Below are 14,403 nucleotides of genomic sequence, written 5' to 3'. Positions count from 1 at the left end.
CCCTTGCGACACCGTGAGAGCCAACGGAACCCTCCCAACACATGAACGTCGACCTGGACGCCACTCGACCGCAGATCCGCCCGCATCCGAGTCGCGACGGTATCCAGGTTGTCGACCCGATCCAGGAGACCCAGTTTTCACTGCTGACGCCCGACGAGCCCGATATCGACGACTGCGACCCCGACAGCTTCTACTTCCCCGCCGATGCCGGTGCGACGGTGCGGACCACGGCCGTCGAGACGCCCTACTTCGTCCCGCTCTGGATCCGCGACGAAGCGGGCAACACCGTCGCGGAAGTCAACGACCGGGAATCGGTCAGTGTCCCGCCCGGGAGGTACAACGTCGAACTCGCGACGACGCAGGTGAAACTCCAGTTCGCCATCGAGGGCGGCATCGAGGTCACTTCGATGGAGGACGCCGTCCGGATCGGGGTCACCGGGACTGACCGGATTCACGTCGGGGCCCGCTCGGTCCACGAACAGCCCGCGGCGACCGTCACGACGACCGAGAAGCCGGAGGACCTGATGCGTGCGCTCTCGACGCTCGGATCGGCGTTGAAGACGACCTCTTGTGAGCGGTCGTTTCCGTCGCTTCGCGGGCATCCGCCGCTCGTGGAGGTCGGTGATCGGCTGGACGTTCCGGACTCGATCACGCCACCGGAGACGGGCGTCGGCATCGAGGTGCCGCCGATAGAGGAGTACATCTACCCCGTCGTGCCGCTCGCGTACTACACGGGTGCCCGGATCGAAGCCGGTCCCTCGCCGCGGATCGCCGGCGAAGACTGGTCGTTCCCGCTCGACGGCGACGACGGCTTCGAGGCCGAAGTCGAGCGCGTGCTGAAACACGTGTTCCTCATGGACTGCGTCACGCGCACTGAGGGGTACTACGAGGTCGACCTCCGCGAGCGGTCCGAGGTCGAATCGGCAGTCGATCTGGACTTCGCGGACGTCTACGAACTGCCCCTGTCCGAGCAGTTGCGGACGTATCTAGACGTGCCGTTCGACGCGGTCGCCGAGGCCGTGCCCAAGTGGAAGCTCACCGCCGACGTACAGCCCGACGCCGCGAACGTCAGTGCGCTCCCGTTCCTCGCGAACGAACTGGCCCTCGTCCGGTGTCCCCGCTCTCAGGAGACCCGCGACGAGGCGCTGGAGGACCTCACCGACCAGGTCGAGTCGTTCTTCAGGAACAATCCCGAGGCGCTCCGGCGGAGTACTCGAGCGCAGACCCGCTCTGAGTCGTCGCCGTCGACCTCGACCCCGGATATCTTCCGCCCCGAACCCGCCGACAGTATCGAACAGGCCTACGTCGGCGACGGGCTTCCGGTCGGCGCGAGCAAGATGACCCTCGACGCCTACTATCGGCGCCTGGAGTTCGAGCCGACGACGGACCCCCAGATCCAGGTCGCCGTCGTCTGCAACGACCAGGAGATGACCGACGAGAACGTCGTCTCCGAGATCTACGGCACCCGCGACTGGATCGAGTTCGGGATCGAAGCCCACGAGCAACTGACCGCGATGGAGATGCGCGAACTCCTGCGGTCGGACATCGACTTCCTCCACTACATCGGCCACGTCGACCAGGAGGGGATCCGCTGTGCCGACGGCTACCTTGACACCCGCCACCTCTCTGAGGTCAACGTCAGCGCGTTCCTGCTCAACGCCTGCGACTCCTACGAACAGGGCCGCGGGCTCGTCGACGCCGGTGCGATGGCCGGGATCGCCACCGTGACCGACATCGTCAACGAAGCGGCCACCTCTGTCGGGCGGACCGCCGCGAAACTGCTCAACCAGGGCTTCTCGCTCGCCGCGACGGTCTCGATCATCAAGGAGTACGAACAGATCGGTCATCATTACCTCGTCGTCGGCGACGCCAGCGCTTCGATCGTCGAAAATCGGTCAGGGACTCCGAATAAAGCAGTGGTCGAAGATACCGAATCCGGGAGCTACGAGGTGAATCTGTACGGCTATCCAACCCTGTCGACGCCTCTGGGATCCATGTTTATCCCACAGATCGACGGGATACAGTCGTTCTGTCTCAACTCCGGACTGATGGGGTCGTACGTACTAGATCAACCCGCCACTATCGAGTTCCTTCACAAACAGGACGTTCCGGTGGAAATCGACGGCTCGCTCCGATGGAGTATGGACGTTACGAAACTCTGAATCTAGGGGCCGGTCATGGTACCGCCATTTGCCGCGGCGGCACTCCCGGCTTGCGAGAGCAGCAGCAGCGCGCTGAACATGACGCCGATCCATTTGGGGTTCTCTTCGAGGAATTCGCGGAGTCGCGTTGATTCTTGGCTCATAGCCAAGTGTTTATTCATCGCGTTTGTGATTGAATTTATCTAAAAGTTCGGGATAAATTAACCATTGTATTATCAGTATCTTCGAGAGAGATTAGCAAACGATAGTTCAACGAGAGCGTCAGTACCAGCAATACATCGGGGAATTCGCAGGTTGCGGCGGGGATGTCAGGGAACGACAACACTCATAGTCGTGTGGGCCCGCCTGATCGATACGAAGTGATGCGTATCCGTCCGCTCGGGAGGCGAGGGTCGTGACCGTCCGCATCCGGGGAGCGGCGGATATCGGCGACGCGACGACGGTGCTGTTGCTGGCGTCCGACGCGTACGACCGCTCGGCCGACGCCTGTGTGACCGTCCTCGACCGGCTCGGCGACCGGATCGACCGGGCGGTCCCGGTCACGATCTCCCTGCCGGCGGCGGAGTGGCTCGCACTGTGGGAACGCGAGGCCGACACCGGACCGCCCCTCGCCGCGTGCGTGGACGTAGACCGGCCGACGCGGTCGGCCGCCGGGGCTGGCGACGCCCACGACACCGTTCCGGTCGAGCGAGTCGTCGATCCGACGGACATGGAGGCTCTCGGCCGCCGGATCAGCGACGTGCTCCAGCGGGCCGACGACGCGGGCGAGCGCGTCGGCGTCGCGGTCCACTCGCTGACCGGGGTGCTCGGACACGTCGACGAATCGACCGCGTTCAAGTTCGTCTACACGCTCGGCGAAGTGGCTCGCCGCGTCGACGGCATCGTCGTGTTCCACCTCGACCCCGAGGCCCACGACGACGAGACCGTCGAGACCTTCCGGATCGTCTGCGACGCGGTCGTGGACACCGACAGCGGCCGTTCGGCGGCGGCCGGTCCCTGACGAAACCGGGGGACGGGAAAGGAGTGGCTCTTTATACCTTCCGTCCTTCCCGCCGGATATGGCCTCGGAACGGCACCTCGTCGTCGTCGCCGGTGCCGAACCCGCGGCTACCGACGCGCTGGCGAGCGCGCTTCGCGACGACGGCACCGTCCGGACCGCCTACAGCGCCGAGGCCCTCCGCGAGAGTCTCGACGCCGAAGTCGACGTGGTGCTCGTCGACGTCGAACTGGTCGACGGACCGCTCGACGCGCTCCTGACCGACATTCGAGCGCGCGAGTTCGACTGCCAGGTCGGGGTTTCGGCGCCCGAACCGGAGCGAACGGCCGCCGGCACCGACACGGCCGTCGACGCCGTCGTCGGGCGGGAGCCGGTGGCCGTCCGCGAGACGGTCCAGTGGCTCGCCGCCCGCGCGCGCTACAGAGCGCGGCTGGAGGAGTTCTACGACCTCGCCGAACGCCGAGCGACGCTGGCCGACGACGAAGGCGACGAGAGCGCATTCGACCGGCTAGACCGGCAGCTCGACCGACTGCGGCGCGACCTCGGGGAGATGTTCGACGGACTGGACGACACCTCGGCGTTCGACGCTGCGCTCGCACCCGACGAACGCGGTCTCGACGCCCGGAACGAGCGGGCCGGCGACGACCCGGGCGAGCCCGCCGAAAGCGACGAGACGTGAGCTAGCGGTCCGCGTCGGATCGGTCGCGGTTACGGCGCGCTTGCAGTCGTTTCGGGTGAACAAGTCACGGACTGGAGTCGAACGACAGCGACCGCACTCGACGGTGCGGGCAGGTGACGGGCGACCCCCGCCGCGCTCGCTCCGAATCGACCTGACCGCAGGAGACAGCACACGACGACCGCACCGCTAGCTACGGGACCTGTCTCGAACGCTCGTCTGTCGAGGCGCGGTCGACGGACGCCCGGGCAGGAAGGTCCGACGGATACATCCGCCCGCCCGGCACACACGAACGTATGAGCGAGATCGACGTGGAGGCGGTCGAGGACATCGACGACGAGGCGGTCCCGTCGGGGGTCGACGCGCCGGAGTACGTCCTCTACGGGGGCAAGGGCGGCGTGGGAAAGACGACGATGGCCGCGGCGACGGCGCTGGCGAGCGCCCGCGACGGCACCGCGACGCTCGTCGTCTCCACCGACCCGGCACATTCGCTCTCGGACACGCTGGAGACCGAGATTCCGGCCGAACCCGCGCGGGTACGCGACGACATCCCGCTCTACGCCGCGGAGATCGACCCCGAGGCCGCGCTGGAGGACGGCCCGTTCGCCGAGGGCGGCGGCGGTCTCGGCGGTGCGGGCGGCGCGATGGGCGGCCTCGGCGAGATGCTCGGCGGCGCCGGCGAGGAGATGGTCGACCCGCTCGGCGGGTCGATGCCCGGCGCCGACGAGGCCGCCGCGATCAGGCTGCTCATCCGCTACATGGACGACCCGCGGTTCGACCGCGTCATCGTCGACACCGCGCCGACTGGGCACACCCTGCGGCTGCTCGAACTCCCGGACGTGATGGACTCGATGCTCGGGAAGGTCCTCGCCATGCGCGAGCGGATGGGCGGGATGATGGAGAACCTCGGCGGGATGTTCGGCGACGACGACGAGGACGTCGACCCCGAGGAGGGCCTGGACGACCTCCGAGTTCTGAGTGACCGGATCGAACAGCTCCGGGACGTGCTGCAGGACCCGACCCAAACGGACTTCCGCGTCGTGATGGTGCCCGAGGAGCTGTCGGTGCTGGAATCGGAGCGACTGCTCGGTCGGCTCGACGAGTTCGACGTACCGGTCGGGACGGTCGTCGTCAATCGGGTGATGCAGGATCTGGCGGACGTGGCCGACGTGGACGCCGACTGGTTCGTCTCGCCGGATCTGGACGACTGCGAGTTCTGCCAGCGCCGCTGGGACGTGCAGCGCGACGCGCTCTCGCGCTCCCAGGAGGTGTTTCAGGGCCACGACGTGCGGCGGGTGCCGCTGTTCGCCGAGGAGGTCCAGGGCGAGCGGACGCTCCGGGTCGTCGCCGCGTGCCTGGAGGAGTAGCGACCCGCCTCAGCTCCGGTACACGTCCGTGCTGCGCTCGTACTCCATCGTCTCGGCGACGGTGGTCGCGATATCGCTGCCCCACTCGCGTTCGACCAGCCACAGCGCCGCGTCGATACCGGCCGTGATACCGCCGGCGGTGATCACGTCGCCGTCGTCGACGACGCGCGCGTCGACAACCTCCGCGTCGGCCTCGCGCAGCTCTTCGAGGGCGCTCCGGTGGGTGACCGCGGGACGACCGTCGAGCAGTCCCGCGGCTTCCAGAACCATCGCGCCGGTACAGACCGAGAGAAGCGTCGCCCCGCCTTCGTGAAGCGCCCGGATCACGTCGAGGACCCCTTCGTCGCGGGCGAGTGCGCGGGCGCCCGCGCTCTCGCCGCCGTCGTTCCAGCCGCCGCCGGGGACGACGAGGTAGTCGAGGTCGGCGGCGGCCGAGAGGGCGCCCTCCGGTTCGACGCGGAGGTCGTAGGCGGCCGAGACGAGGTCGGTCTCCGCCGTGGCGAGCAGCTCCACCGTCCAGTCGGCGCCGGCGGCCCGCGCCCCCTGGAACACCTCGTACGGGCCGATAGCGTCGAGTTCCTCGAAGCCATCGAAGACGAGGATCGCGAGCGAGTCGGTGTCAGTCATCGGCGACACTACCCGCGAGCGAGTCGAAAAACTACCGGCCGGCGCGACCGCCGGGCGGTCGGGGTCGGTCCGCGCCGTCGTCAGGACAGCACCCAGCGGACGAGCCGGTAGCCGGCGTCGCGCAGGCCGTCGGGGAGATGGCGCGTCGCGATCATCGCGGTCGCGAGCGTGCCGACGGGGTAGCGGGCGTCGGGATCGGAGGCGCAAGCCGCGTCGGCGATGACGGCCGCGACCTCTGAGGGGTGGACGCCGAAGTCGTTCCCGCTGGCGAGTACGTCCGTGTCCTCGAACAGCGCGTAGAGGTCGCCGTAGCCCGCCGAGCGGTCGAGGCGGTCGACCTGCGAGTCGGCCCGGTCGCCGAACTGCGTCGCGACGGGACCGGGTTCGACCAGCACCACGTCGATTCCGAACTCCTCGACCTCGACGCGGAGCGCGTCGCTCATCGCCTCCAGCGCGAACTTCGACCCGCTGTAGGCGCCCGAGCCCGCGGTCGCGATCCGCCCCTGGACGCTGGAGACGTTGACGACCGTCCCTCGCCCGCGCTCGCGCATGTTCGGCAGCACCGCCCGGGTGAGCCGGTGTGGGCCGTAGACGTTCACGTCGAACTGGTCGGCCAGGGCGTCGACCGGCACGTCCTCCATCGGCCCGTACTGGGCGTAGCCGGCGTTGTTGACCAGGCAGTCGATGCGACCCGTCTCCGACAGGATCCGGTCGACGACCCGCTCGACGTCGGCGTCGCTCGTCACGTCGAGTTCGGCCGTCTCGCAGCCGGCCTCGGCGAGGTCGGCCACGTCGTCGGTGTCCCGGGCCGTCGCGTACACCGTCCACTCCCGCCGCAGGAAGTCGACGGCCGTCGCCCGCCCGATGCCCGACGAGCAACCCGTTATCAGCGCCGTCTTCGTCATGTTCCCGACGACGAACGCCCCCCAGTTAAGTCTCGGTTCTCTCGCTCGGTGGGAATCGATGCTGCGGACACAGCGAACGTGCGGTCGGCGCGCGCTGGAGCGCGCTCTCGTGCGCGCGACGAAAGTCGTGCGAGGTCCTCGCGAACCGTGTGAGCGAGGGCTTGTCAGAGCACGCTCTGACAGTGGATGAGCGAACAAGCGAAGCGAGTGAGCGAATCGGCTGGGGAGGATCGTGGCCGTTTGCGGTGCTGTGCGGAGCGGTCTGCTGTTGCGGCGTCGTCCTGGCGGACTGAAAGGGCGAGACACGCTCGCGCTCGTGCAGTCGCGTGAGCGGGCCACTATCCGCGCGGGCCGTGCGGAGAGCGCGGATATCCCGGTCAGCGACCGCGAGCGGGTCGAGGGCTTTCACCGTTTGCCGTCGGGTGCGGCCAAAACGACTCCAAGCGAGCGGGTCGAGGGCTTTCACCGTTTGCCGTCGGGTGCGGTGGCGGTGACGACTACGGCGAACCGGTGAGGGGAGTCGGATCCGATTACGCTAACCGGTGCGTTCAAGCGGCGACGGGCCTACCCGAAGATATGGACGGGACGCGGATCGCTGACGTGAGCGATCTCTCGACGGACGACACCTTCCTCTTTCGCGTGCGCTCGGTGGACGAAAACGCGGTCGCCAGCGGCGACGCCGCCCTGCGATCCGACGAACGGACGGCCGACGCTGCCGACGAACGAGCGGCCGACGACACTGACCCCGCGACCGAGACCGACGGTGGCGAGACCTCGGCGACGAACGACGACGGCATCGCGATGCCGGACGACATGCAGGACGACGATGACGACGTGCGCGAAGCGATCCTGCTGCAGTTGGGCGGCGAGGACGACGACGCCGAGGCGGTGGTCGGGTGGCTCAACTATTGCCAGCACATGACACATATAAAACTCGACAAGGGCTCGGGGGCGCCGGTCCGCGACAGCGAGGTGATCTGCGTCAACCACGGCGCGCTGTTCGCCGCGGACTCCGGCGAGTGTACGTACGGCCCCTGCGAGGGCGCGTTCCTGAACGAGATCGACGTGCGAGTGGCCGACGACGGCGTCTACCTCGCCGACGAGGACTTCGAGTACGTCGGCGAGGGGCCGGTCGAGTCCGACGACGACGACCTGTCGTCCTCGTCGAACGTCATTCTGTAGCCGACGGGGGACGACCGGGACCGACGCCGCCGGACTCACTCGATGACGAACGTCGGTTCGGCGACGGCCTCGCTCTTGCATTCCGGACACCGCGCGGGGCGGTTGACCAGGTCGTCGAAGTCGTCGAACCCGCAGTCCTCGCAGGTGGGCGGGGCGACGAGTAGCGTCTCGTCGGTCGGTTCGAGCGACTGGGAGATGTGTTCGACGTGGTCGAGGGCGGTGGTGGTTCGGACCTCGAACTCGTTGGCGAGCGCGCCCGCGGCCGTCGGCTCCTCGCGCAGTTTGTCCGCGATCCGCTGGCGCGTCGTCCGGCTGGCCTCGCGCATACCGGCACTTGGTGAACGGACCACAAATCGGTTCCGGCAGGAAGGCCCCTCCCCTCGGACCGGACGGAGCGGTCCTGTGAACCGTTGTCACAATGAAAAAGGCCTTCAGGCGAGGCTGTGGAGGACTGAGTATGGACGCTGTCGTACTCGCGGGTGGTTACGCAACGCGGCTCTGGCCGATCACGCGCCACCGGCCGAAGATGATGTTGCCGGTCGGTAACACGACCGTCATCGACCGGGTCCTCTCGGAGCTGGAGTCCGACGGCCGGGTCGACGACGTGTACATCAGCACGAACGAGCGCTTCGCCGAGGACTTCAGGGAGTTCCTCGGCGACCGCGACTACGAGAAGCCCCGACTGTCGATCGAGGACACGACCGGCGAGGACGAGAAGTTCGGCGTCGTCGGCGCACTCGGCCAGCTGGTCGACCGCGAGGGGATCGACGACGATCTGTTCGTCATCGCCGGCGACAATCTCATCAGCTTCGACGTGAGCGACTTCATCGACGCCTACGAGGACAACGGCGCGACGACCCTGGCGGCCTACGACGTGGGCTCGCGGGAGAAGGCCAAGTCCTACGGGCTCGTGACGCTCGACGGCGACCGGGTCGTCGACTTCCAGGAGAAGCCCGAGGACCCGGCGAGCACGCTCGTCTCCATCGCCTGCTACGTCTTCCCGGCCGACCAGGTCCGCTTCGAGGAGTACCTCGACGACGGCAACAACCCCGACGAGCCGGGCTGGTTCATCCAGTGGCTCGTCGACAATGACGAGGTCTACGCCTACACGTTCGACGAGGCCTGGTTCGACATCGGCACGCCCGAGAGCTACCTGACCGCCGTCGCCTACCACCTCGACGGCGACAACCGCGTCGCCGACGGCGCCAGCGTCGAGAACTCGACGCTCGGCGAGAACGTCCACGTCCTCGACGACGCCGAGGTCGTGAACTCGAATCTCGACAACTCCATCGTCTTCCCCGGGGCGACCCTCCGTGACTGCGACATCCGCGAGTCGATCATCGACCGGGAGACCACGCTCGAAAACCTCGACCTGGCCGGCGCGCTCATCGGCGCCCACACCACGATCACCAACGGCGACGGCGACCGCTGACGCCAGCGTTCACGGGTCCGGTTTGGCCCGACGAACGCCGTCGCTCGGCGAGGTGAGACGGCTGAGGGGAGTAAGCCCCCTTCTGTTCGGCCCGGCATTCGGCTGAGCGTCCGCGCTCGCGTCCGGGCTACCTTCCGCGCGGACTTGCACCGGTGAGGATTCGCCGTTCCATCCGTTCTTCCCCGTCGGCGCGGCGCTCGCGCGTCGCGCGGCCTCACGGACGAGGTCCGTTCGGCTGCCCGAGGCGACTGCGTCGCCTCGCAACCCTCCGTGGGTTAGCTCCCCGTCGCTTCGGCGGAGCCTCGCTCGGGGTTCGCGCACGTCATCGGTCGGGGGAAGGGGTCTCGTTTCTGTTCCAGCGCCAGCGGTCGCCCGCTCCGGGTTTGCACCCGGTCACCTGCCCGGACGGTGGGGGGACTTTCCTCATGCCCGTAGCGCGCCGACGGAGTCGACGCGGACCGGGGCACGGAGGCCGGGCTCCCTCTGCCGGTCGAGGGTAGCGCACACCGACGATTAAGCCCGTCGGTCCGCCCGCTGTCGACGGGCGACAGTGCGGCGATTTTTATGTCCGCCACCCCATGGTTCCGGTAGCATGCGTTCCGCCCTCTCCGCAGTCGTCGCCGGGCTCGTCGTGCTGACCGCGGTGGCCGCCCTCCCCGCCGCGGCTGCTACCGACTCGGCCGACGCAGCGACGACGGATCGGTCCCCGAACGCCGCGGCCGCGTCGGCTGCGGGTGCCCTCCAGAGCGACGACGCCTGCGCGGCCGCTCCGGTCGCCAACGGGAATGCGCCCGCCGACCCCGACGGCGACCCGCTGGGCTGGGAGAACGGCTGCTGGTACAACGAGTCCATCGACGTGGACCGCAGCGACGGCCTCAACGACACGGAGCTCGACGCCGTCGTCGCCCGCTCTATGGCCCGCGTCGAGCAGGTCCGCGAGCTGGAGTTCAACGAGACCGTCCCGGTCGACGTGCTCAGCCGCGAGCAGTTCACCGCGAACGCGAGTTACAACGCGACGACGAACGGAACCCTCCATCAGAACGTCAAGTGGGAGGCGATGCTGATGGTCGGTGAGGACACGGACGCCATCTCCGTCCAGGAGTCGAACACCGCCTCGTCCGTGCTGGGCTACTACAGTCCCACGGAGGAGCGGATCGTCATCGTCTCCGAGAACGAGACCTCGCCGAAGATGAACGAGGTCACGCTCTCCCAGGAGCTGTTCCACGCGCTGCAGGACCAGCGGTACAACATCTCCGCGTACGACCAGTACACCGAGGAACTCCACAACGCCAGGGACGGCATCATCGAGGGCGACGGCAACTTCGTCGACCAGCTGTACAGGCAGCGCTGCGCAGCCGAGTGGAACTGTCTGATGCCCGAGACCCAGCCCGGCGGTAGCGACGGGAGCGCCTCGGTCCACCAGGGGCTGTTGCTGGTGACCTACCAGCCCTACAGCGACGGCCCCGCCTTCGTCCGGGGCATCTACGAGTCGGAGGGCTGGGAGGGCGTCAACGCGGTCTACGAGAACCCGCCCGCGAGCACCGAGCAGACGATCCACCCCGAGAAGTACGGGGAGGACGAACCGACCGACGTGAGCTTCACGGACACCTCGGGCGCGGACTGGACGGTCCCGAACCTGGAGAACGGCACCGTCGATTACGCGCAGTTCGGCGAGGCCGGCCTGGCGACGATGCTGTTCTACCCGTACTACGACTCCGGCGGGCAGGCAGCGCCGGTCATCAACCCGCGGTCGTTCATCACCGGCGGCTCGACGGATCCGCTGAACTACTCGACGCAGTACACGGACGGCTGGGACGGTGACCGGCTGTACCCCTACGTCACCGACGACTCCGCCGAGACCAACGAGACGGGCTACGTCTGGAAGACCGTCTGGGACTCCGAGGGCGACGCCGCCGACTTCGTCGAGGGATACGGACTCCTGATCGACTACTACGGCGCCCAGCCCGTCGACGGCAGCGCCGACACCTACCGGATCCCCGACGGCCCCTACGCCGACGCGCTCTACGTCAACCACACCGGGACGACGGTGACGCTGTCTCTTATACACNGATGTGTATAAGAGACAGGCCGAGACCACTGCCGGGGACGGTGCCGGCTTCGGGCTCGCCGGCGCGCTGGTCGCGCTCGCGCTCGCCGGCCTCCTCGCGGGCCGGAGGGAGTGAGCCCGGTCGATGGCAGGCCCCGGACCCGAGTCGCGGCTACGTCTCGCCGTCGCGGCGGTGGCCGTCCTCGCGTTGCTGGCGGGCTGTACCGCCTTCGAGTCGGTGAGCGGCGGTCACCCCGAGGGCGACCCCGCGAGCGACCGCATCGGCTGGGAGAACGGCTACTGGTACGACGACCCGGTGAACGTGACGGCCGGCGACGGCTACAACGCCACCGAGCGCGAGGCCGTCGTCGCGCGCACGATGGCCCGCGTCGAGCGGATCCGGGACCTGGAGTTCAACGAGACCGTCCCGGTCGACGTGCTCAGCCGCGAGCAGTACCTCGCAAACCAGAGCGGCGGCGGTGGGGACGCGACCTACTCGCGCTGGAACGACCAGGTCTGGGAGTCGCTCTTTATCGTCGGCGAGTCCTCGTCGTACTCCAACTCCTCCGAGGAAACCCTGGGCCAGTCGGTCCAGGGCTACTACTCGCCCGGGAAGGACGCGATCGTCCTCGTCAGCGACTCGCCGACGCCGACCATCGACCGGACGACGCTGGCTCACGAACTCGTCCACGCCCTGCAGGACCAGCAGTTCGGCTTCGGGGCCGACGGCGAAACCCAGGACCGGCAACTCGCCAACCGAGGCATCACCGAGGGCGACGCCCGCTACGTCGACCGCCTCTACGAGAACCGCTGCGGGGGCGAGTGGACTTGCATTCCCCAGCCCGACGCCGGCGGGGGCGGCGGCTCCGCGAGCAGCGACTACAACCGTGGCCTGTTCCTGACCATCTACACGCCCTACGCCGCGGGCTCGCAGTTCGTCGACCAGGTGCGCGCCCAGAGCGGGTGGGACGGCGTCAACCAGCTCTACGACGCCCGCCCGGAGAGCACCGAACAGCTCATCCACCCGCAGCGATACCCCGACGAGGACCCAGTGAACGTGACCGTCGCCGACCGCTCGTCGGGCGAGTGGCGCCGCTTCGACGTCGACCCCGTCGCCGACACCGTCGGCGAGGCATCGGTCTACGCGATGCTCGTCCACAACGGCGCCGTCGACCCCGAGAACCGCTACGGCTACGAGTCCGAGCCATCCGCCGGCTGGGGCGGCGACAGCGTCGTCCCCTACACGAACGGGGAGGCCGGCGCCTACGTCTGGGAGACGGTCTGGGACTCCGAGCGCGACGCCGAGGAGTTCGTCTCGGCCTATCGCGAGGTGCTGGCGAGTCACGACGCCCGCAACCCCCGCGGGAACGTCTACGTCGTCCCCGACGGAGAGTTCGCCGACGCCTTCCGCGTCGTTCGGAACGGCGAGACGGTTCGGGTCGTCAACGCTCCCAGCGTGGACGCACTCGGTGGCGTTCACTCGCAGCCCGAATAGGCACGGGCCACCGTTCAGAGGCGCCACCGCGGCCGCGGCGATGAGTAGCCGCCCCGAACGCCGGTGACCGTTCCGTCTGCGTTCGAGACTCCCGGGAGCGTCGGGCACCGAACGGCGTCTAGAGCGGCGACTCGGCGGAGAAAAGCCGGAAGTTTCGGTATCGGATCGTCGCCCTGGCGAACCCCCCGAGCTGGCGTCCGTCGCCCGGCGCGCCGTCGGTCGAGACCGACAGGGCGCTCCGCTCGGTGAGACTCAGGAACAATCGGTCGCCGGTCGTGAGCGAGTCCGAGAGCTGCACCTGGCCGCGCCCCTGCGTGTCAGACAGCGAGACCCGGGCCTCGGCGGGGACCTCGCCGCCGTTGACCATCTCGACCTCGACGGCAGTCCCGTCGTCGGTCGGTTCCATCTCGAACTGGACTCCCTTATCGCGGGCCGTCGCGGCCCAGTCGGGTTCCGCGACCGTCGTCTCGCCGATGGCCCCGAGCGTCACGGTGGCCTCCTCCCGGCGGCGTCTGTCGCCGCGCTCGACGGTGATGTCGTAGGAGACCTCGGAGACGTAGCCGCCTTCGGCGACCGCAATCGACGCCTCGAACTCCGCGACCCGGTCGCCGAATAGCACCCGGAGCAGGGACTGCTCGTCGGCGATCCCCGTCGATTCGTATGTGGCGGCGTACCCGCCGTCACCCGCTTCCACGACCTCGGTCGCCTCGCTCCACTGGGCGCCCGCGAGCAGCCGCCTGAACCGCTGCAGCTGGATCGCCCGGTTCGGGTTGGGCGCCTCGTTGTCGATCCGGTAGCGCTCGTTGAAGCCGGACGCCATCTCGACGTACGCCGCCCGCTCGTCGGACGGCGACCAGAGCGATTCCGTCATGCTGTCGCCGACCTGTTCGCGCGTGACCGCGATACCGCCCTCGCCGAGTTTTCGCGTCGTGAGAACCGTGTCCTCGAAGTTCGAGGCGACGACCCCGGTCTCCCCGGTCAGCGTCACCGACCCGGCGTCGGTGAGTGCCGACTCGTGTGACCGGTAGAGACGCGCCCCGTCCACCCCGTCTCGGGCGGCGCCCTCAGGATACGAGAACGCCTCGAGCGACGGCGTCGGGTCCGCCGGGGTCGGCGTCTCCGTCGGTGTCGCCGTTTCCGTCACCGTCTCGGTCGGCGTGGGTGTCGCCGTCGGCTCCGCGGTCGTCGGTGCCGGCGTCGCCGTCGCCGTGGCGGTGGCCGGGTCCGGGGTGTCGGTCGGGTCCCCGCCCCCACTGGAACAGCCGGCCAGCGATGCCCCCGCCGCGATACTCGTCGCCAACAGTGCACGTCTCGAAATCTTCGACTCGTCTCCCATCGTCCCCACCACTCACAGAGTGTTCAATAAAAACTCGCATCTAGTTACACGGATTGATGCCGAAAAGCGGCAACTACTGACCGTTTGTCCCAGACACTCACGTCCGAACGTCGCCGAGGGTGTCGGCTCCGTCCTCGGACGGGCGGCGGCCGCCGCGGGCCGTTGGCGCCGCGACTC

General features: G+C 68.4%; 14 protein-coding genes and 1 other RNA gene. 9 read left to right on the top strand and 6 right to left on the bottom strand.

Translation table 11 applies throughout. The features are described from left to right. Window positions 1-41 precede the first annotated feature (41 nt). The gene (locus tag C475_RS06680) at window positions 42-2,162 is read left to right on the top strand and encodes a hypothetical protein (RefSeq protein ID WP_006883032.1); all 2,121 of its coding nucleotides are present in this window, start codon (window positions 42-44) and stop codon (window positions 2,160-2,162) included. A gap of 2 nt (window positions 2,163-2,164) precedes the next feature. Here C475_RS06680 and C475_RS24245 read toward each other — a convergent pair whose 3' ends face one another. Continuing rightward, the gene (locus C475_RS24245) at window positions 2,165-2,305 is read right to left on the bottom strand and encodes a DUF7503 family protein (protein ID WP_193366297.1); all 141 of its coding nucleotides are present in this window, start codon (window positions 2,303-2,305) and stop codon (window positions 2,165-2,167) included. A 251-nt stretch (window positions 2,306-2,556) separates the two neighbouring features. Between C475_RS24245 and C475_RS06675 the strand changes: the two genes are divergently transcribed. The 3 genes from C475_RS06675 (at window position 2,557) to C475_RS06665 (ending at window position 5,202) form a co-directional block, all read left to right on the top strand. After that, complete coding sequence (locus C475_RS06675; RefSeq protein ID WP_006883031.1) at window positions 2,557-3,162, top strand: DUF7504 family protein; 606 nt, start codon at window positions 2,557-2,559, stop codon at window positions 3,160-3,162. A 58-nt stretch (window positions 3,163-3,220) separates the two neighbouring features. Beyond that, window positions 3,221-3,838 (top strand): HalX domain-containing protein, encoded by a 618-nt coding sequence (locus C475_RS06670; RefSeq protein WP_006883030.1) that lies wholly within the window; start codon window positions 3,221-3,223, stop codon window positions 3,836-3,838. Window positions 3,839-4,131: 293 nt separating this feature from the next. Further along, window positions 4,132-5,202, top strand: a complete 1,071-nt coding sequence (locus tag C475_RS06665) for an ArsA family ATPase (protein WP_006883029.1) — start codon at window positions 4,132-4,134, stop codon at window positions 5,200-5,202. Window positions 5,203-5,211: 9 nt separating this feature from the next. On the opposite strand, the gene C475_RS06660 is transcribed toward C475_RS06665, so the two are convergent. Both C475_RS06660 and C475_RS06655 read right to left on the bottom strand, forming a co-directional pair. Continuing rightward, the gene (locus tag C475_RS06660) at window positions 5,212-5,829 is read right to left on the bottom strand and encodes a DJ-1/PfpI family protein (protein WP_049930218.1); all 618 of its coding nucleotides are present in this window, start codon (window positions 5,827-5,829) and stop codon (window positions 5,212-5,214) included. A gap of 80 nt (window positions 5,830-5,909) precedes the next feature. After that, window positions 5,910-6,734 (bottom strand): SDR family oxidoreductase, encoded by an 825-nt coding sequence (locus C475_RS06655; protein ID WP_006883027.1) that lies wholly within the window; start codon window positions 6,732-6,734, stop codon window positions 5,910-5,912. Between the two features lie 576 nt (window positions 6,735-7,310). On the opposite strand from C475_RS06655, the gene C475_RS22800 reads away from it, so the two are divergent. Then, entirely contained in the window at window positions 7,311-7,916 is a 606-nt protein-coding gene (locus tag C475_RS22800; RefSeq protein ID WP_006883026.1) for a Rieske (2Fe-2S) protein, read from the top strand. A 35-nt stretch (window positions 7,917-7,951) separates the two neighbouring features. On the opposite strand, the gene C475_RS06645 is transcribed toward C475_RS22800, so the two are convergent. Continuing rightward, window positions 7,952-8,242: a transcriptional regulator gene (locus tag C475_RS06645; RefSeq protein ID WP_006883025.1), complete on the bottom strand. Its 291-nt coding sequence runs from the start codon at window positions 8,240-8,242 to the stop codon at window positions 7,952-7,954. A gap of 131 nt (window positions 8,243-8,373) precedes the next feature. Here C475_RS06645 and C475_RS06640 point away from each other — a divergent pair, with 131 nt between their 5' ends. After that, window positions 8,374-9,348, top strand: coding sequence for a sugar phosphate nucleotidyltransferase (locus C475_RS06640; protein WP_006883024.1), 975 nt, complete (start codon window positions 8,374-8,376; stop codon window positions 9,346-9,348). Window positions 9,349-9,407: 59 nt separating this feature from the next. Here the strand turns inward: C475_RS06640 and rnpB are convergent. Next, an RNA gene (gene rnpB / locus C475_RS07510) (RNase P RNA component) lies at window positions 9,408-9,836 on the bottom strand. 104 nt (window positions 9,837-9,940) lie between these two features. Between rnpB and C475_RS06635 the strand changes: the two genes are divergently transcribed. Genes C475_RS06635 through C475_RS06630 form a run of 3 tightly spaced genes read left to right on the top strand, consistent with a single transcriptional unit; the run spans window position 9,941 to window position 12,890 of the window. Then, on the top strand, window positions 9,941-11,428 hold the full coding sequence (locus C475_RS06635) for an Hvo_1808 family surface protein (protein ID WP_006883023.1): 1,488 nt from the start codon (window positions 9,941-9,943) through the stop codon (window positions 11,426-11,428). Further along, on the top strand, window positions 11,421-11,531 hold the full coding sequence (locus tag C475_RS23015; protein ID WP_006883022.1) for a PGF-CTERM sorting domain-containing protein: 111 nt from the start codon (window positions 11,421-11,423) through the stop codon (window positions 11,529-11,531). The genes C475_RS06635 and C475_RS23015 overlap by 8 nt, the downstream gene beginning before the upstream one ends. A 9-nt stretch (window positions 11,532-11,540) precedes the next feature. Continuing rightward, on the top strand, window positions 11,541-12,890 hold the full coding sequence (locus tag C475_RS06630) for an Hvo_1808 family surface protein (RefSeq protein WP_006883021.1): 1,350 nt from the start codon (window positions 11,541-11,543) through the stop codon (window positions 12,888-12,890). Between the two features lie 118 nt (window positions 12,891-13,008). Here C475_RS06630 and C475_RS06625 read toward each other — a convergent pair whose 3' ends face one another. Further along, window positions 13,009-14,226: a DUF7537 family lipoprotein gene (locus tag C475_RS06625; RefSeq protein ID WP_049930215.1), complete on the bottom strand. Its 1,218-nt coding sequence runs from the start codon at window positions 14,224-14,226 to the stop codon at window positions 13,009-13,011. Window positions 14,227-14,403 lie beyond the last annotated feature (177 nt).

Origin of the sequence: Halosimplex carlsbadense 2-9-1 (genome assembly GCF_000337455.1) — an archaeon.
Lineage (GTDB): Archaea > Halobacteriota > Halobacteria > Halobacteriales > Haloarculaceae > Halosimplex > Halosimplex carlsbadense.
The sequence above is the reverse complement of the archived record's forward strand: the minus strand, read 5'-3'. Positions and strand labels throughout refer to the sequence as shown.